Here is an 18,506-nt window from a genome sequence, read left to right as displayed (position 1 = left end):
TCCGAACTCCCTGATTAAAGATCAGCCGGCACCGACATCTCGACCTCGGTGCCCCCGCCGGGACCGGATACCACGGTGACCGTACCGCCCAGGTCGGCGATGCGTCCCCGGATGGACTGGGCGACGCCGAGCCGGCCGTCCGCCGCGGCGGCCTCCAGGCGGCCGGGGGAAATGCCCGGCCCCTCGTCCCTGACGGTCACGGTGATCACGCCGCCGTCGCTCTCGGCGAAGATCCAGGCGGGGGCCTGCGTCCCGCAGTGGCGGGTGACGTTGTCCAGAGCGGCGCCGACGGCCGCGGCCATCTCCCCCGCGACGGTCGCGGGCAGGGTCAGCGGGGTCGCCGGAGCCGAGACGGTGACGGAGGCCGAGCCATACTTCTGCAGCAGGGTGCGCAGGTCGGCGATGCCGGCGGCCGGCGGCTCCGGCCGGAGCCTGACCAGCTCGCGCAGTGCGGCCTCCTGCTCACCCGCCAGCCTGCCCAGCTCGGCCGCCTCGCCGCCCAGCTCCTGGCCGCGCCGCTGGACCAGGGCGAGCACCTGGAGCACCGAGTCGTGGATGCCCCGGGCGAGCCGCTCCCGCTCGCGACCGGAGGCCTCCAGTTCGATCGCCTGCTGCATGCGTTCTTCCGCCCTCTTGGTCAGCCGGGCGGCGTGCCCGACCACCACCCCGGCGAGGAAGAACAGCACGGTGCCGTTGATCGGCAGCTTCTCGAAGTCCAGCCCGCCGGCCCCGCGCAGCCACAGGTCGGTCAGTGAGACGATCAGAGCCGCCGCGGCCCCGGCCCGCCGCCCGCCGTGCACGCCCCACGCCAGCACCGCACCGCCCATCCAGGTCGCGGTGATCGGCAGGATGTCCTGCTGGTAGACGCCCTGCACCAGCGGGGTGCTGAGCAGGCAGCCCAGGGTCACGAGCATGTCGAGGGCGAGCAGCGGCCAGCCGCGAAACTCCTCGATGGAGTAGGCGAAGATCGTCGCCACGGTCCACAGCGCCATGACGCCGATCACCAGCAAGCCGATCATCGGGCGCGCGTATCCTCCGGCGCCGACGAGCAGAACCGCCGCGTACACAAGGGATGCGACGCGGAAGACCGCGATCGCCCGCCAGAACGACCCGTCGATCCCCATCACCAGCCGATCCTGCCCTCCGGCACGCCGAGGCGGCCATCACCGCCGGCTCGACCGGCCGATGATGTACAGCTTGCGCCACCGCGGACCACTCCGTCGAGACGTGAGCCGTACCGGAGAGGAGGTGCGGGCCACCGGTCACCCGCGGCCCCGAGGACGGGGCCGGGCGCTCGCAAGGTGCCTGCGGGCATGACCTCGGGAGCGCCCCCTCACACCTCTGTCAGCCGAAGAAGACCTCGGCCTCCTCGTAGCGGCTGACCGGAACGGTCTTGAGCTCCTTCGTGGCCTCGTCGAGGCCGACCCGCACGATGTCGGTGCCCTGCAGCGCGACCATGACGCCGAAGTCGCCGTCGTGGACCGCGTCGATGGCCTGCAGACCGAACCTGGTGGCCAGCACCCGGTCGAAGGCCGTGGGAGTGCCGCCGCGCTGGATGTGGCCGAGCACGGTGGTGCGGGCCTCCTTGCCGGTCCGCTTCTCGATCTCCTTGGCGAGCATCTCGCCGATCCCGCCCAGACGCACGTGCCCGAAGGAGTCGAGCTCACCCGCCTGCAGCGCCATCTGCCCCTCCATCGGGTGGGCACCCTCGGCGACCACGATGATCGGGGCGTACCGGGTCTTGAAGCGGGACTCGACGTAGGCGCAGACCTTGTCGATGTCGAAGGGCTTCTCCGGGATGAGAATGACGTTGGCGCCGCCGGCCATGCCCGCGTGCAGGGCGATCCAGCCCGCGTGGCGGCCCATGACCTCGCAGATCAGCGCGCGGTGGTGGGACTCGGCGGTGGTGTGCAGCCGGTCGATCGCCTCGGTGGCGATGTTGACGGCCGTGTCGAACCCGAAGGTGTAGTCGGTCGCGTTGAGGTCGTTGTCGATCGTCTTGGGCACGCCGACGACCTTCACGCCCTTGTCGAAGAGCTGCTTGGCGACTCCGAGGGTGTCTTCACCGCCGATCGCGATCAGCGCGTCGATCCCACCCTGCGCCAGGTTCTCCTTGATTTTCTCAACGCCACCGTCGATCTTGATGGGGTTGGTCCGCGACGAGCCGAGGATCGTGCCACCACGCGGCAGGATGCCCCGCACGGCCTGGACGTCCAGCTGCATGGTGTCGCCCTCGAGCGGACCTCGCCAGCCGTCACGAAATCCAACGAACTCATGTCCGTGAACGGTCACGCCTTTGCGCACGACGGCGCGGATAACGGCGTTCAGGCCGGGGCAGTCGCCGCCCCCGGTTAGCACTCCGATACGCATGGCATCCTCCGGTAATGGTTCCGAGGCAAGACGGCAAGGGTAAGCGTGGTGATGCGTCCGGCGGGCGATTTCCGCCACCGACGCAACGCATTCTGCCTCCAGAGCGGGCCAATGGTCTAGACCAAACCGAATGAGCCCTCACATGTCGGTTCCGGCAGTGGATACCGGAGCGACGTGGGCACCGCGCTCGTCGTGACCGTAAACCGATCCCGCTCCTGCACCCAACGGTCTCACGGGTCAGACGGTTCCAGACCACGGACCGGATCCGGCGGCCCCGTGGGCAGCCCGGCTCCGGGAACCCGCTCCCGCTCCAAAGGCCTCACGAGCCCTCTGGTTCGACGTTGCGATCCGGACCCGCCCCTGGTCTAACCATCCCACGGGCCGCCCAGTCCCAGGGGTTCGAGGTTGTCCTCGGCCGGGTGGAGCCGCCCGGCGGGGCCGGCGGCGAAGGTCCGCAGGATGTTCGTGGTGGCCCTGCGGACGAAGGCCGCGGCCCTGCCGGTGACGCCGTGGCCGCAGCGGGCGCCGCGCAACGCGCACACCCAGCGCATGGTGCCCGAGCTGAACACCGCGGCGCCGCCGGGCACGGTGTAGTAGGCGCTGTGCGCGATCGTGGACCTGCCGCCGCAGTTGAGGGGGGAGATCGACAGGATCTCCATCGGACGGGGCACGCCGGAGAAGACCTTGTCCGTCTCCACCCCGGCCATGCCGGGGAAGGCGGTGCCACGCCTGACCCCGGTCCCCTTGAAGATCCAGTGGCCGGGGTTGTAGACCACGTAGGCGGCCTCGGCGGGAAAGCAGTCGTACATCGGACCGGTCAGCGAGCTCTCCGGCTCGTCCTCGCGCCACAGGCGGGTGCCGGGGTCCCCGGCGTCGTCCTTGCCGCAGACGACCAGGCGGCCCGCGCCCAGCGGCGTCCTGGCGAAGCGGATCCGCCAGTAGACGGCGTTGGCGCCGAGGAAGGCGAGGTTGGTCCCTCGGTCGCGAGCGGCCTCGACGGTGCGCCGCATGTGCGCCGACCAGTACTCGTCGTGTCCCAGCGAGATCAGCCCCGTGGCGCCGTCGAGGATGTGCGGGTCGTCGTCGAGCTCCCGGTTCGTGACGTAGGCGAGCGGAACGCCGCTGCGTTCGGCGACCTCGATGGCGTCGCGTTCCATGTCCAGGAAGAGCCGGGCTCCCGAGGTGTCGTAGGGACGGTCGAAGCTGACCGCCCGGGACCTGTCCTCGAAACCGCCGGGCCCCCGGTAAAGGCTGCGGCCACCCCAGTCGTTGTAGGCCTGCCAGGTGGTGACCGCGTTGACGACGACCAGGCGGCCGCGGGTGGAGGCGGATCTGACGGTGACGGGGACGTAGCGCCCGGCTCCGGTGTCGGCGTCCAGCCGGAGGAGGTAGGAGCCCTCGGGCCAGCCGGAGGTGTCCACGGCCGGTCCGGGCTTCCAGCGGGCGGCGGTCACCGTGCGGGTGGCGGCGATCGTCTCGGGCGGGGCCTGCCGCCTGCCGGGCAGGGGCTCCGACTCCCACACCTTCCTGGCTCCGGCCCCGCCGTACCAGCCCACCCGGAAGGCCCGCACGGTGTAGCGGGCGGCCGTGGTCGAGACGTAGAGCCGGAAGCTCTCCCCCGGCAGCATGCTCACCCGGTCGGCGAAGCCCTCGATCTCGTGCTCCGCGCCCGGCCTGCGCGTCCGCCAGTGCGGGCTGCCCTTCCTGGCGTTCTCCACCGAGGTGGAGGAGGCGGCCGGCGCGGCCCGAGCCGTGTCCCGAGTCGTGGACGGAACCGCGGCCGGGGTGGCGGGCGGGCTGGGAAGCCCGCCCGCGCGAGGAAGGACCGTGCATCCGGCGACCAGCGAGGTCACCGCCAGAGCGGCCAGACACGCGGACATTCGACGCATGGACAGCAGCATGTCCGTGGGAAAGGCCCGCCCCGTGCGGAGCCACGGGATCTTGGACGGATCTTGATGTCGGTACGGCTTCTCGACGGCGTCAGGACCTTCGGCCGGATCCCGGCGTCAGGACAGCGGCAGCACGCACGAGGGCGAGCCGACCGCGAACACCTCTCCGCCGACCCGCGGGATCCCGTCCTTCATGAGCAGTACGGCGACGCCGTCCGAGCGCTGGTTGGCCACGTACATCCGGCCGTCCGCGACGGCGAAGTGCCGCGGCCAGTCACCGCCGCAGGGAACCTCCGCGACCCTCTCCAGGCCGGGGCCGGAGAAGACCGAGATCGTGTCGGGGCCCCGGTTGGCGACGTAGACGAACTCCCCGGACACCTCCAGGTGCGAGGGCTGGTTCTTCCCCTCGATGCCGCTGGCCTCGACGACGCTGATCTCACTCCACCCGGCGTCGTACACGCGGACCGTGCCGTCCAGCTCCCCCGCCACGTACCAGTGGTCCCCTCTCCTGGCCATGTGCCGGGGGCCCATGCCGGCCGCGAGCCGTACCGGACCGTCGGGATGCGGCACCACCTGGTCCGTGACCAGGTAGCGGCGCACCTCGTCGGCGCCCAGGTCGCTCACGTACATCACGCCGTCGGGGCCGAAGACCGCCTGGTGGGCGTGGGTGGGCTCCCCGTGGGAGAAGGTCCACACGTCGGTGAGGAGCCCGGACTCGTCGATACCGTGCACGCTGACCGTGCCGTCTCCGTAGTTGGCCACGGCGAGCAGCGTGCCGGTCGGGTCGACGGCCACGTGGCAGGGGAAGGACCCCCCGCTGGGCCGCTGGGCGAGCGGGCTCAGCGCGCCGTCGGCGGCCCGCGCGAAAACACCGACCGTGCCCTGCTCGCTCTCCCCCACGGCGTATACGACCGGGAGCAGGGGATGCGCGGCGAGGAAGGACGGGCCCGAGGCCGCCGTCTCGCCGAGCCGTGCGAGGCTTCCCAGCTCCACCAGGGTGATCCCTGTCCCGGACCCACCGGTATCCGGCGTGTATCCACCGATGTACGCGACCTCGGCCATCGTGCTCCCACCATTCTGGAGGCCGACATGCGCCGCCCTCAGCTCATCATCTGTTCTCAGCCAGTCTGCGAAGTTAGCGCAGCCGAACGACGGCCGGGCACCGGCTGCCCCCCTGAGACCCTCGGAAACGGGATGCCCATCGGCTGGAACGATCGGAGAATATTTCGTTGACTCAGTCAACGGAATCATTGATCCTGTCAAGCATGGAAAACCAGGTGGCGGAGATCCGCGCTTTCAACCGCTTCTACACCGGTGTCATCGGGGTGCTTCACCAGAACGTCCTGGACGCCCCCTACTCGCTGACCGAGGTGAGGGTGCTGTTCGAGCTGGACCGGCGGGACCTGATGGAGGCCGGCGAGCTGCGGCGGCTGCTCGGGCTCGACGCCGGATACCTCAGCCGGATGCTCGGCCGGTTCGAGACGGACGGGCTGGTCGTGCGCGAGCGGTCCGTCTCCGACGCGCGGCGCCAGGTGATCGGGCTGACCGAGGCGGGCAGGGCCGTGTTCGCCGCCCTCGACGAGCAGGCGGCCACGGAGGTGCGGGAGTTGCTGGACGGGGTGGCCGAGGAGGACCGGCGCCGGCTGATCGCGAGCATGGGGACGATCCAGGAGATCCTCGGCGAGGGCCCGAAGGCGCGGCCGTACGTCATCCGTCCGCCGCGCCCGGGCGACCTCGGCTGGGTCGTGTACCGGCACGGCCTGCTCTACAACCAGGAGTACGGCTGGGGCCTGGAGTTCGAGGCGCTGGTGGCCCAGATCGTGGCCGACTACGTGGACGGCCACGATCCCTCGCGGGAGGCCGGGTGGATCGCCGAGGTGGACGGAGAGCGGGCCGGGTGCGTCTTCTGCGTGCGCAAGGACGACGAGACGGCCCAGCTCCGGCTGCTCCTGGTCGAGCCGTCCGCCCGGGGGATGGGGATCGGCGGACGGCTCGTGGAGGAGTGCCTGCGCTTCGCCAGGATCGCCGGCTACCGGCGGATCACGCTGTGGACCAGGGACGTGCTGCTGGGCGCCAGGCGCATCTACCGGACGGCGGGCTTCGAGCTGGTCGAGGCGGAGAAGGGCGAGGGTTTCACCGAGGAGACCTGGACCCGCGATCTGTGACCTCGCCCCTCGCGTTCTCCGGCCCCCTCCTCCGCGATCGCCGGCCCCGTCCCCGCGCCCGCTGCTCCCTGTCCCTCCGCGATCTCTGACCCGCCTCGGCGGCCGTGGGAACGACCGGCCTGTGAGAGCGGACGGCCCGTGAGAGCGGACGAGCGGTGTCGTCGGGGAGGGCGCGTCGCTCAGCGGCGGAACGGGCCGGTGATCTCGTAGGTGACGCCGTCGGTGCCGGCCGCGTCACCGCGGGCGCCGCGCTGGGACGAGAAGTAGAGGCGGCTGCCGTCCGGGGAGAAGGCCGGGCCGGTGATCTCCGACCTGGCGTGCCCGGTGATCCGGAGGAACGGCGTGACGACCCGGTCGACGGTGATGAGGTTGATCTCCATGTTTCCACCGTCCTCGGCGATGTAGAGGTCGCCGGAGGGGGTGCCGGTGATGTTGTCCACGCCGTTCAGCGGGGAGTCGGCGTCGTAGACGATCTCCAGGCGCTCGTTCTCCGCGTCGTAGGCCCACACCCGGTTGTCGCCCTTGGTGGTGAAGAAGCAGATCCCCTCCGCGTAGTGGCAGCCCTCTCCCCCGGTGAAGTGCCTGGCGCCGTCGATCTGGTGGCGGGTCGCCTCCAGCAACGCGTTCGGGTTGGGCACCCGCTGCCAGGTCACCGCGCCGGTCTCGGACGGGGCGCAGAGCACCTCCAGGCGGCCCGCCGTCAGGTCGCCCCAGTGGGACGGCACGAACCGGTAGAAGCAGCCGTCCGGCTCGTCCTCGGTGAGGTAGACGACCTCCCGGTCGGGGTCGCAGGCCGCGGCCTCGTGCTTGAACCTGCCCATGGCCAGGCGCGGCATCGCGGCGCGCGAACCGTAGGGGTCGCATTCGAAGACCCGGCCGCGGAGGATCTCCTCGCACGACAGCCAGGTGTTCCAGGGGGTACGGCCTCCGGCGCAGTTGAGGTTGGTGCCGGAGAGGATCCGGTAACCGCCGCGGACGGTCCCGTCGGGTCCGAACCTGATGGCCGACGCGCCGCCGAGCAGCGGGATCTCCGAGTTGGACACGTAGATCCAGCCGTCGCCGTCGGGGAAGCACGCGCCGCCGTCCGGGGCCGGGTGCCACAGCACCCCGCCGACCCGGTGCCCGGTGCGCGCGACGATCCTGCCGGTGAACCCCGACGGCAACGCGACACCGTTGGCGTCGGGTGAGCCGAGCGGGCCGTAGGGGCTGCCGTCGCGGGGCGCGGTGGCGCGAGCGGCCCCCTGCCAGAGTGATCCGGCGAAGGCCGCTCCGGCGACCAGGGTCCCGGTGCGCACGAACGTACGGCGAAGCATGGCGCCTCCTCGTTGCCCTCACGGTACGCCGCCAGTTGATCGAACTCATATGAACGCCGGGACGCCTCCGGTACAAATTTTGCGGAAACCGAGGAACAAACGTTCGTCAAAACAGGTCGCCCTATTGCCAAGATCGCCATTTTCCGGGCCGGGTGCGTTCAGAGTGAGATCCACACTTCACACCATTGTCAGACCGGGGGAACCGTTGAGTGAGGGACTCGCGTTCGCACATCCAATCCTCGAGACCGCCCCCGGGGTGGGCACCCACAGGGCCCTGGTCTTCCTGGACGCGGGTCCGGGCTCTATCTCGGCCCTGACCTGCGTCCCGGCGCCGTCCCCCGGCCCCTCCCCGGCCCCGCCGCCGGACCCGGACCCGGCCGCGCTCTCGGTCCCGGCCGCGCCCTCGACCCCGTCTTCGATCCCGCTTTCGGCCCCGTCCCCCACCACGCCCTCGAACCTGTCGCCGGTCTCGGCGCCGTCCTCGCCCTCGCGACCGGTCCGGTCCTCGGCCCCGTCCCCTCTGCCCGCCTGGTCCTTCGAGGGCCTGCCCGGCGCTCCCTTCGCCGCCCGCCCCGACGTGCGCCTGGCGAACGCGCTCCGCGCCGAGGGCTTCACCGTCGACTCCGAGTGCAGCGAGGGTGCGCGCGCCGACGGCGAGCGGGTGTGGGACTTCCTCCGGTCGGCGGAGGAGGGGGACCTGCTGGTGATCCGGCTGCCGGCCGACAACGGCTGGACCTCCGGGCAGCTGGGATCGATGATCGGCGCGTTCGGCCGGCAGGTCGGCGAGTCGCTGGCGGCGGCCGTACTGCTGATCATGGATTTCGGCTGGAGCGCCCTGGACGACTCCGCCACGCCGGTCCGGCAGCTGGCCGTGGCCGGAGAGCCGCAGGTGGTCGCCGCGGCACTGACCCTGACGCTGAGGTTCGACGAGACGCTTCTCGGCCCCGTACGCACCCTGACCGACGTCCTCGCGGAAGGCCTGGCCACCCGGGCCGCCGATCTCGACGGGGACGGGACGATCACCATCGGCGATCTGCACGCCTACGCGCTCCACCACTACGCGGCGGCCTCGGCCGCCCGCACCCCCATCCTGATCACCTACGGCGCCGTCGCCGGTGTCGCCCTGACCCCGGCCTGGGACCCGTCCGCCCCGGCCCACGCCGCCTTCGCCCACCTCCTGTCCAGGCTCGGCGACTCCGCTCCCCAGGCCTCCGGCATCGAGATCGTCCGGCGGGTCTACGAGCTCCACCTGAGCGAACCGGCCAGGGAACTGCTGCGCAAGGCGTCTCTCCTCGACGAGGACGAGTCGATCGACGAGGTCCTCGGCGACGCGGGCGAGCTCAGGCAGTGGGGGCTGCTCGGCGAGACGACCACGTTCGTCCACCCGGACGTGCGGGCCTTCGGCTACTCGCGGCTGTCGGCGGCCGAGCGGGCCCAGACCTCCGCGGTGCTCCGCCGCCGGCGGGCCGGGCTGCGCACCGTACGGCCCCGGGCCAGGCTCACCGCCGACCGGTGGACCACCGAGGACCAGCTCGGGCACCGGGTCTACGCCGAGGCCATCGCCGCCTTCGTCCGCCACCACGAGACCCGGCCCCCGCTCACGATCGGCGTCAAGGGGCCGTGGGGCGCGGGCAAGACCTCCCTGATGCGGATGATCCAGGACCTGCTGGACCCCGGGGCCGCCGACCGGCCCGCCCCGATCCATCTCCCCGGCTCCCGCACGGACAAGGCCCTGACCAACGCCGAGGTGCTGACCAGAGCCGGGCGGCGACCCGAGGAGAGCACCGGGCAGGCGGAACCGGGCGCCCTTCCCCTGCGGCGGTCGGACTGGCGGCCGACGGTCTGGTTCAACCCGTGGATGTACCAGAGCGGCGAGCAGGTCTGGGCCGGGCTCGCCCACGAGATCATCAGTCAGGTCACCGAACGGCTGCCCCGCGCGGAGCGGGAACGGTTCTGGCTGGAGCTCAACCTGTCCAGGATCGACAGGGAGGCGGTCCGCCGGCGCGCCTACCACCTGGCGATGACCCGCCTGCTGCCGGTCGCGCTCGGCCTGGTCGCCGTCCTGGTCCTCACCTGCGCCCTGGTCGCCGGCGCCGCGCTGCTGCCCGCGTTCGGCGCCTTCCTCGACGGCGCCGCCGCCACCGTCGGCGCCGCCGGGTCGGTGGCCGTGGTGGGAGCGGGCGCCGTACGGCTGGCGAGGTTCTTCGGCGAGTCGGCGGACAACGCGTTCCGCGGGCTGGTCCGCCAGCCGGACCTGCTCGCCCCCGGCGCGGCGGACGGGTTCGTCACCGAGGTCGCGATCAACCCCGGCTACCGGTCCAGGACCGGCTTCCTGCACCTGGTGCAGACCGACATGCGGCAGGTGCTCGACCTGGTCGCCACCGAGGAGCGGCCTCTGGTGGTGTTCGTGGACGACCTGGACCGGTGCTCGCCCGGGACGGTGGCCCAGGTCATCGAGGCGATCAACCTGTTCCTCGCCGGGGAGTTCCCGAACTGCGTGTTCGTGCTGGCCATGGAGCCGGAGGTGGTCGTCGCGCACGTGGAGGCCGCCTATCCGGAGCTGATGGAGACGCTGCGGGCCGACGGGCGCGCGGGGCTGGGCTGGCGGTTCCTGGAGAAGATCGTGCAGCTGCCGCTGAGCGTGCCGCTGCTGGACGACGCCGACCGGCTGCCCGGCTTCGTACGCGCGCTGCTGGGCATGCCCGAGGCCGCCGGCGTCGGCGCCGCCGAGACCGCGACGCCCCGCGCCGCCGGGAGGGACCTGTCAGGCGGGCGTGGCCAGCCGGCCACCGCGGCCGTGTCACCGCCGTACCGGGGCGTCGCGCCCTCGCGCGAGGCCGTGCCACCGCCGCCCGGGGCGGTACGGCGGTCGCAGGGAGGCACGCGATGGTGGCGCGGAGCCGTGCGTCGGCCGCGCCCGGCGGCCGACGCACCGCTCACCGCGGGCGGGCCGCATGCGATGGAGCAGACGGATCCGGAGCAGGTGAGCCGCCTGGAGGACGCGATCTGGGCGCTGCAGCCGACGGCGGCGAACCTCGACGAGGTGGCCTGGCGGGCGCAGGAGGCCCTGGGCATCGAGTGTTCCGACGCGATCGGCGGGCTGTGCTCGGCGACGCGCGAGGCCGCCGACCGGGTCTTCGACGACCTCTACAGCGACGAGAACGCCTACCGGGCGATCGAGTTCGTGCTTCCGGCCCTGACGTTCTTCAACCCTCGCGAGATCAAGCGCTACGTGAACGTCTTCCGCTTCTACTCCTTCCTGACCTACCGCCGCACGCTCGCCGGGGCGGCGCCCGCCTCGGACGGCGAGGTCGCCAAGCTCGCGGCGCTGACCATCCACTGGCCGCACCTGCTGTCACTGCTGGTCAAGGAGAGGGGCGAGACGACCGTGCTCCAGGAGCTCGAACACGCCGCGAACACGGCCGACGACCGGGTCTGGGAGCTGACCGTCCGCGAGACGGGCCTGGCCGATCTGGACATCCCGGGCAGCGCCCACCTGGACGGCCTGCGCGACCTGCTCTCCACCCCCTACCCGGTGGCCGCCCTGGCCCGTCACCTTCTCTGAGCGCCGTCTCCCCGGACCGGCCGATTCCCCGGCGGAGGATGCGAAGGCCGCCTCCGAACCCGGGGTCATCGGCAGCTCGGGAGGCGGACGCGGCTCACCCCGGCAGGGAAGGGAGCGGTTCGGGGAGCGGCGAGAGCCGAGAACGGTCCCGTCCTTGCCGGGGTGAGCGATGCCGACGGCGTCCGTTCCGCCTGAGAGATCGCGTCAGCGCGCGTGGTCGATGTCCAGTACGGCTTTGCCACGCAGGCCGCCGCCGGTGAGCACGCTCGTCGCCTCGGTGATGCGGGTCCATGACCCGCGCCAGGAGATCTGCGGCTCCAGGTCTCCGCTGTCGAGGCGGGTGGCCAGCCAGGTGAGGTCGGCGCCGATCCCGGGTGTGCCGTCCAGAAGGAAGAACGTCGTCAGTGACCGGTCGTGGCGGCCGCCGTCGGCGGCGGCCTGAACGACGATGCCTGCCGCGTCCCAGCCCGGGACGCCGCCCTCTTCGGCGTACGGCAGTACGTGAGTGACCTCGCCGGGGTTGAGCGAGATGGCGCTTACCCGGATCAGAGCCTGGCCGGGAGCGGGCTCGGGATCGGGGACCTGAGCCGGCGTCAGGTGTCCCGGGGCAGCGTGATCGATGATCTGGGCGCGCATGTTCGAACCTCGCAGGATGGGCGACAACGAGAGAGAATTTGCCACTGAGTGGCATTTGCCGTCAAGTAGCGATTATCGTGGCGCGTATCGTCACTACACTCATGGTTGTGATCTCACCGGCCGGCGGACCCCCTCCCGGCGACCTCTCACTGCGGGAGCGGAAGAAGCTGCGGACGCGGGAGGCGCTGGCGGACGCCGCGCTTCGCCTGTTCACCGAGAAGGGCTTCGACGCGACCACGCTGGACGACGTGGTGGACGCGGTGGAGGTCTCCAAGCGGACGTTCTTCCGCAACTACAGCTCGAAGGAGGACGTGGCGCTGGCTCCCGAGAAGGAGTTGTGGGCCGGCTACGCCGTGGAGATCGCGGCGTGCCCGCTGGCCGGGCCGATCCTGACGGTCTACCAGGAAGCGCTGGCGGTCACGCTCGCGGGAATGGACCCGAGCTGGGAGCGTCGATTCGTGGCCAGCCGACGCCTCGCGGAGGCCACGCCGTCGCTGACCGCGCACAGCCTTCAGCACTGCGCCGACATCACCCGCGCGGTGGTCGACACCGTGGCGGCGCGCCTCGGCCCGGACGGCCCCGAGCGTGTCCAGCTTCACCTGCCCCTTGAACTCATGGTGGCGGCCTGGCGCTGGGCGCTGAAGGAGTGGTCCGAGACCGGGGACGATCCGGGGCGCGAAGCGCTCCAGGCCCGGATGAGCGAGGCGTTCGGGGCGATCCCTCCGAGCATGGCCCTCACGGTGAACGCAGGCTGACGGGCCGCGGCTGCGGCGAGCAGGGCGGCCCGCCCATCTCAGGCCTTGATCGGTTCAGTTGGATTCACCCCTCGGAGAGCCCTGGGCCGCCGGGTTCGGCGCTGCTCCCGCAGGCGAACCAGGGCATGAAGAACCGGGCGATCGGCGCTCTCTCCCGGCTTCGCAAACAGAGAGCGCCCCGGCCCTCACGGGCCGGGGCGCTCCGCCGCGCTGAGACGCCCTAGCGCTGGGCTTCCATCATCCAGTGGTGCTTCTCCAGGTCCTGCGTGATCTCGATGAGGAGGTCCTGGGTCACCGGATCGGGCTCATCGGTGTCCAGGACGCGCTCGCGCATCCGGCCGACGATGAACCCGAGGATGTCCGTCATGGCGGCGACGATCTTGCCGTCGTTGATGTAGCCCGTCTCCAGCTGCGCCAGCTCCGTCGTCTTGGCCAGCGTGGACGACCTGCCGTCGGGGTTGATCCCGAGAGCCACCGCGCGCTCGGCGACGGTGTCCGCATGCTCCCTGGCGGCCGCGACGATCTCGTCGAGCTGCAGGTGCAACGAGCGGAAGTTGTGACCGACCACGTTCCAGTGAGCCTGCTTGGTCAGGAGCGACAGGTCGAGCAGATCGACGAGCGCCCCCTGGAGCGCGGTGGCGACGATCTTCTTGGCATCGGGCTTGAGTGGGCTGGTAATTGCGGACATGAGGCGTACTCCCCCCGGTTTGACCTCAAGTTATCCCTTTGAATTTCAACGCCCTTACCCGGATATGTCTTCCCTATGTTGACACTGTAATCGTGACAGTGTCACTATGGGCGCATGGAATGGACCATCGGTGAACTGGCAGAGCGAGCCTCCACGGCGCTGGCCCCCACCGCCCGGCTCAACGGGCGGGTCAGGGACGTACCCAACGAACGCCTGATCCGGTGGTACTCCACGATCGGCCTGCTCGACCCGCCGTCGGCCCGCCGCGGTCGCGTCGCCCTGTACGGCAGGCGCCACCTGCTGCAGCTCATCGCCGTCAAACGCCGCCAGGCCGACGGCCTGACCATCGCCGAGATACAGGCCGAGCTCACCGGGGCGGCCGACCAGATCCTGGAGGCGATCGCCCACCTCCCGGAGACACCGGACGAGACGGCCGCGACGGTCGCGACCAGGACTCCACGCCCCCGGTTCTGGGCCGAGCCGCCCGCCGCCCCGGCCGCATCGCTCTCCGCCCCGTCCGGGCCTCCCCCCGTCGCACCGGCCGTCGCCGAGGAGCCCCGGTCCCCGGCCCCGCCCGCTCAGCCCGCTCAGCCCGCTCAGCCCGCCGCGATCGTCCACGGCGTACGGCTGGCGGCCGGGGTGACGGTGCTGCTCGACGGCGGTGGCCGTACCCCGTCACCAGACGACCTCGCCGAGATCACCGCCGCGTCCGCGGCGCTCTTGGCGGTCCTCCGCGAACGCGGTCTCACTTCTCCGGAAGGAAAGCAATCATGATCACTTCGATCGCAACGCTACGGCCGGAGGAGTGCGCCCCGGTCCCGGACGCGGGGCTGGGAGCCCTCGTCACCGAGCGCGGCAACCTGCCGCTGGAGAGCGTGGACGTGACCGCCGCCGTGTCCGGGCTGATCGCCGGGGTCGAGGTGGTCCAGGGCTTCCGCAACCCCCACGACGTGGCGCTCGAGGCGACCTACGTCTTCCCGCTGCCCGACCGCGCCGCCGTGACCGCCTTCAGGATGGAGGCGGACGGGCGGGTCATCGAGGGGATTCTCAAGGAGCGCGGCCAGGCCAGGGCCGACTACGACCAGGCGATCTCCCAGGGCAGACGGGCCGCGATCGCCGAGGAGGACCGGCCGGACGTCTTCACCATCAGGGTCGGCAACATCGTGCCGGGCGAGCGGGTCACCGTGCACCTCACGCTCAACCAGCCGCTCCCCTACGAGGACGGCGCGGCCACCTTCCGCTTCCCGCTGGTCGTCGCCCCCCGCTACGTCCCCGGCACCCCGCTCGACGGCGAGCAGGCGGGCGCCGGCTGGGCGCCGGACACCGACGCGGTCCCCGACGCCTCCCGGATCACACCTCCGGTGCTGCTGCCCGGGTTCCCCAACCCGGTGCGGCTCTCGCTCGCGGTCTCCGTCGAGGAGGCCGGGCTGGAGCTGCGCGAGGTCCGCTCCAGCCTGCACGTGGTCCAGGAGGAGGGAAACACGATCCGCCTCCAGCCGGGTGAGCGGCTGGACCGCGACTTCATCCTGCGCCTGTCGTTCGACGCCTCCACCTCCCTGGCGCTGACCCCCGACGGAGACGAGGGAACGTTCACCCTGACCGTCGTCCCCGGCCCGGTGCGATCCACGGCCAACCCCAAGGACGTCGTGCTGGTACTCGACCGCTCGGGCAGCATGACCGGCTGGAAGATGGTCGCCGCCCGGCGCGCCGCCGCCCGCATCGTCGACACGCTCACCTCGGACGACCGGTTCGCGGTGCTCTCCTTCGACAGCGTCGTGGAGCACCCGGACGGACTCGGCGAGGGGCTGTCGGAGGCGTCCGACCGCAACCGCTACCGGGCCGTGGAGCACCTGGCCCGGCTGGAGGCGCGCGGCGGCACCGAGATGCTCACCCCGCTGGAGCAGGCCGTCACGCTGCTCGCCGACTCCGCCAGGGACCGGGTCCTCGTTCTCGTCACCGACGGGCAGGTCGGCAACGAGGACCAGATCCTGGAGCGGACCGGCGCCCGGCTGGCCGGGGTGCGGGTGCACACGGTCGGCATCGACAGGGCGGTCAACGCCGGTTTCCTGGGCAGGCTGGCCGGGCTGGGAGGGGGCCGGTGCGAGCTGGTGGAGTCCGAGGACCGGCTGGACGAGGCGATGGAACACATCCACCGCCGGATCGGCGCCCCCCTGGTCACCGATCTGTCCCTCAAGGCCGACGGGCTCGACCTGGTACCGGACACGGTCGGCCACCTCGGCTCGATCTACCCGGGCGTCCCGCTCACCGTCCTCGGGCGTTATCGGGGCCCGGCCGGCGGGGCGCTGACCGTACGCGGGCTGGACGGAGCCGCCCAGCCCTGGGAGCGGCGGGTCGCCGCGACGGTCGTGGACAACCCCGCTGCGCGCGCGATCTGGGCGCGTGCCCGGCTGCGCACGCTGGAGGACCGCTACGCGAGCGGCGACCGCTCGCTGGAGGGTGAGATCGTCGAGGTCTCGCTCAAGTACGGCGTGCTCTGCCGGTTCACCGCGTTCGTCGCGGTCGACAGCCAGGTGGTCGCCGAGGGCGGTCCCGGGCACAGGGTGATCCAGCCGGTGGAGCTGCCCAGCGGCTGGGAGAGCCCGGCCGCCGCCGCCATGCCGATGATGCAGACCATGATGGTCTCCTCGGCCGCTCCCGTGCCCCCGCCCGGGCTGGCGGCTCCGGGCGCCGCGCCGAAGTTCGCGGCGAGCGGGATGGTGACCGGCGCGCCGCAGGCCGAGGCCGCCGGCGGCTTCTCCGGGCATTCCCGGATGCTGCCCACTCCCGCACCGATGAGGACGCCCCGGCAGGAGCTGCCCAGGGAGCAGCTCGTCGAGGAGCTGGAGCGACTGCGCGCCGTCGCGTCCCTTCCGGTCGCCGACCGGCTGCGCCACCTGGATGACCTGGGCAGCCGCCTCTCGGCCCTCGCCGTCTACCTGGGCGGTCACGCGGAGCTGGAGGCCCTGGCCAGGGACCTGCAGTCCGGCGGAGACGTGGACGCCCTCATGCGCCGGGCCGTCGAAGGCCTGGAGGCGCTGATCGGACCCGGAAGGCGCCGGGCGTTCTGGAAGCGGTGACCCGTCGTGGTCCGCGGCGGCCGTCACCCGAAAGGGAAGACGGCCGCTGCGGGGAAGACCGCCTCTGGCAGAGGAGCGACCGTCGTGGCCGGGACGGCCGTCACCCGGATGGGGAAGACGGCCGCCCTGGGGAAGACCGCCTCTGGCAGAGGAGCGACCGTCGTGGCCGGGACGGCCGTCACCCGGATGGGGAAGACGGCCGCCGCGGGCCCCAAGGGGAACATCATCCTGACGGAGGGGCGACCGTCGTGGCCTGGAGCGAACGCCCGCCGATAAAGAAGTGACTCCCCAGGTCACCTCGGTTAGGGTGCCGGAATGACCAGCCCGATCTTTAACCTTTGCGATGAATACGTCTCTCGCTGGGCGGTGCTCGAACCGGTCGCCGCCGGAGGCGACGGCGTCGACGCCGAGTTCGCAGCGGCCACCGACTACAGCCCGGACGGCGACGCCGCCCGGGCCGCCCTGATCGTCGAGACGCTGGGCGGACTCGCCTCCCTGCGTCCACAGGACGAGGCGGATGTGCGGGCCGCGGCGCACCTGCGCGAGCGGTTGGAGGCCGAACTCGCCTCGTACGAGATCGGCGAGCCGCTCCGCGCGGTGCAGGCGCCCTTCGGGCTGCTCGCCGATCTGCGGGACAGCGTGGACCTGCTGCCGCACGGCACCGACGACGAATGGCGCGATGTGGCCGCCCGGCTCGCGGCCATCCCGGAGATGCTGGACGGCTGGCGGGCGAGCCTGGAGACCGGGCTGGCCCAGGGGCTCAGGGCCGCCCGCCGCCAGGCGATGGAGCTGGCCGCGCAGGCCGAGCTCTTCGCGAGCGGTTCCACCCACCGGGACTTCGTGGCGGGCTACGGCGACGGGCCGGTCAGGGGCGAGCTGGACGCGGGCGCCGCCTCGGCGCACGCCGCCTACGCCGAGGCCGCCCGCTACCTGCGTGAGGACTACGCGCCCCGGGCGACGGAGACCGACGCGGTCGGCGCCGAACGCTACGCCGTGGCCGCCCGGATCAGCCTGGGCGCCGACGTCGACCTGCTGGACGCCTACGAATGGGGCTGGGCCGAGCTGGGCCGCATCGAGGCGGAGCTGGCCGCCGAGGCGGAGCTGGTACGACCGGGCGCCTCGGTGGAGGAGGCGACCGCGATCCTCAACGAGACGCAGTACGTCGAGGGCCGGGACGCCTACCTGGGCTGGCTGAAGGAGCGCCACGACCAGGCGATCGACCAGCTCCACGGCGTTCATTTCGACATCGCCGAGCCGCTGCGCACGGTGGACGTCACCCTGGCCCTCGGCTCGTCCTCGGGCGCGGCCTACTACAGCTCCCCCAGCGAGGACATGTCCCGCCCCGGCCGCACCTGGTGGCCGGTGGACGAGGGACGGGATCGGTTCGAGGTCTGGAGCGAGCTGACCGTGGTCTTCCACGAGGGGGTGCCGGGCCACCACCTCCAGCTCGGCGCCACCCGGGTGGCCGGGGACGGCCTGTCACGGTTCGGCAAGAACTCCTGGGTGAGCGGGCACGGTGAGGGCTGGGCCCTGTACGCCGAGAGGCTGGCCGACGAGCTGGGCTGGTTCAGCGAGCCGGGCACCCGGCTGGGCATGCTCGCCGCGTCGGCGCTGCGGGCCGCCCGGGTGGTCATCGACATCGGCGTCCACCTCGACCTGCCCCTGCCCGACGGCTCGAAGTGGACCTTCGAGAAGGCGTGCGAGGTGCTCCGCGACCGGGGCCGTTGCGAGCCGCACCGCGTCCACGCCGAGGTGGTCCGCTACTTCGGCTGGCCCGCCCAGGCGATCTCCTACAAGCTCGGCGAGCGCGCCTGGCTGGCCGCCAGGGACGAGGCCGCGCGGCGACCCGGTTTCGACCTCAAGCGCTGGCACACCGCGGCCCTGGAGCTCGGCCCCGTGGGCCTGGCCGGCATGGCGGAGGCCCTGCGCCGGATCGGCTGACTCCCGCCGGAGCCCGCCCGCACAGCGTGCGGGCGGGCCCGTGAGCACCTTCTTGCGGAGATCGGTGACGGTCCTACGGACGGGCCCCGGCCCGGTTCAGGGCATGG

General features: G+C 72.0%; 13 protein-coding genes. 6 read left to right on the top strand and 7 right to left on the bottom strand.

Features of this window, described 5'->3' with window-relative positions; genetic code table 11:
• Window positions 1-14: 14 nt before the first annotated feature.
• The 4 genes from macS to DKM19_RS12040 all read right to left on the bottom strand — a co-directional run bounded on the left by macS (window position 15) and on the right by DKM19_RS12040 (window position 5,321).
• Window positions 15-1,124 (bottom strand): MacS family sensor histidine kinase, encoded by a 1,110-nt coding sequence (gene macS / locus DKM19_RS12055; RefSeq protein ID WP_110695778.1) that lies wholly within the window; start codon window positions 1,122-1,124, stop codon window positions 15-17.
• A gap of 220 nt (window positions 1,125-1,344) precedes the next feature.
• Window positions 1,345-2,370 (bottom strand): 6-phosphofructokinase, encoded by a 1,026-nt coding sequence (locus tag DKM19_RS12050; protein ID WP_089206233.1) that lies wholly within the window; start codon window positions 2,368-2,370, stop codon window positions 1,345-1,347.
• 365 nt (window positions 2,371-2,735) lie between these two features.
• The gene (locus DKM19_RS12045; RefSeq protein ID WP_204358762.1) at window positions 2,736-4,259 is read right to left on the bottom strand and encodes a N,N-dimethylformamidase beta subunit family domain-containing protein; all 1,524 of its coding nucleotides are present in this window, start codon (window positions 4,257-4,259) and stop codon (window positions 2,736-2,738) included.
• Window positions 4,260-4,376: 117 nt separating this feature from the next.
• Window positions 4,377-5,321, bottom strand: a complete 945-nt coding sequence (locus DKM19_RS12040; RefSeq protein ID WP_162641445.1) for a beta-propeller fold lactonase family protein — start codon at window positions 5,319-5,321, stop codon at window positions 4,377-4,379.
• Window positions 5,322-5,524: 203 nt separating this feature from the next.
• On the opposite strand from DKM19_RS12040, the gene DKM19_RS12035 reads away from it, so the two are divergent.
• The gene (locus DKM19_RS12035) at window positions 5,525-6,424 is read left to right on the top strand and encodes a bifunctional helix-turn-helix transcriptional regulator/GNAT family N-acetyltransferase (protein WP_204358761.1); all 900 of its coding nucleotides are present in this window, start codon (window positions 5,525-5,527) and stop codon (window positions 6,422-6,424) included.
• A 179-nt stretch (window positions 6,425-6,603) separates the two neighbouring features.
• Here DKM19_RS12035 and DKM19_RS12030 read toward each other — a convergent pair whose 3' ends face one another.
• Window positions 6,604-7,737, bottom strand: a complete 1,134-nt coding sequence (locus DKM19_RS12030) for an alkaline phosphatase PhoX (RefSeq protein ID WP_110695776.1) — start codon at window positions 7,735-7,737, stop codon at window positions 6,604-6,606.
• A gap of 205 nt (window positions 7,738-7,942) precedes the next feature.
• Here DKM19_RS12030 and DKM19_RS12020 point away from each other — a divergent pair, with 205 nt between their 5' ends.
• A complete protein-coding gene (locus DKM19_RS12020) occupies window positions 7,943-11,302 on the top strand; it encodes a P-loop NTPase fold protein (RefSeq protein WP_162641443.1) in 3,360 nt (1,119 codons plus the stop codon).
• Between the two features lie 204 nt (window positions 11,303-11,506).
• Here the strand turns inward: DKM19_RS12020 and DKM19_RS12015 are convergent, their stop codons facing one another.
• Window positions 11,507-11,938, bottom strand: coding sequence for a hypothetical protein (locus tag DKM19_RS12015; protein ID WP_110695773.1), 432 nt, complete (start codon window positions 11,936-11,938; stop codon window positions 11,507-11,509).
• A 107-nt stretch (window positions 11,939-12,045) separates the two neighbouring features.
• Here DKM19_RS12015 and DKM19_RS12010 point away from each other — a divergent pair, with 107 nt between their 5' ends.
• On the top strand, window positions 12,046-12,693 hold the full coding sequence (locus DKM19_RS12010) for a TetR family transcriptional regulator (RefSeq protein WP_239514204.1): 648 nt from the start codon (window positions 12,046-12,048) through the stop codon (window positions 12,691-12,693).
• A 220-nt stretch (window positions 12,694-12,913) separates the two neighbouring features.
• Here the strand turns inward: DKM19_RS12010 and DKM19_RS12005 are convergent, their stop codons facing one another.
• Window positions 12,914-13,381 (bottom strand): Dps family protein, encoded by a 468-nt coding sequence (locus DKM19_RS12005; protein ID WP_110695771.1) that lies wholly within the window; start codon window positions 13,379-13,381, stop codon window positions 12,914-12,916.
• Between the two features lie 114 nt (window positions 13,382-13,495).
• Here DKM19_RS12005 and DKM19_RS12000 point away from each other — a divergent pair, with 114 nt between their 5' ends.
• From DKM19_RS12000 to DKM19_RS11985, 3 genes are all read left to right on the top strand, one after another.
• On the top strand, window positions 13,496-14,155 hold the full coding sequence (locus tag DKM19_RS12000; protein WP_110695770.1) for a MerR family transcriptional regulator: 660 nt from the start codon (window positions 13,496-13,498) through the stop codon (window positions 14,153-14,155).
• Window positions 14,152-16,458, top strand: coding sequence for a VIT domain-containing protein (locus tag DKM19_RS11995; protein ID WP_110695769.1), 2,307 nt, complete (start codon window positions 14,152-14,154; stop codon window positions 16,456-16,458). Before DKM19_RS12000 ends, DKM19_RS11995 begins: the two co-directional genes overlap by 4 nt.
• 315 nt (window positions 16,459-16,773) lie before the next feature.
• Window positions 16,774-18,399: a DUF885 domain-containing protein gene (locus tag DKM19_RS11985; protein ID WP_110695767.1), complete on the top strand. Its 1,626-nt coding sequence runs from the start codon at window positions 16,774-16,776 to the stop codon at window positions 18,397-18,399.
• Window positions 18,400-18,506 lie beyond the last annotated feature (107 nt).

Origin of the sequence: Streptosporangium sp. 'caverna' (assembly GCF_003203775.1) — a bacterium.
Taxonomy (GTDB): domain Bacteria; phylum Actinomycetota; class Actinomycetes; order Streptosporangiales; family Streptosporangiaceae; genus Streptosporangium; species Streptosporangium subroseum.
Note: the sequence above shows the minus strand (reverse complement) of the source record. Positions and strands in the feature narration are given on the sequence as shown.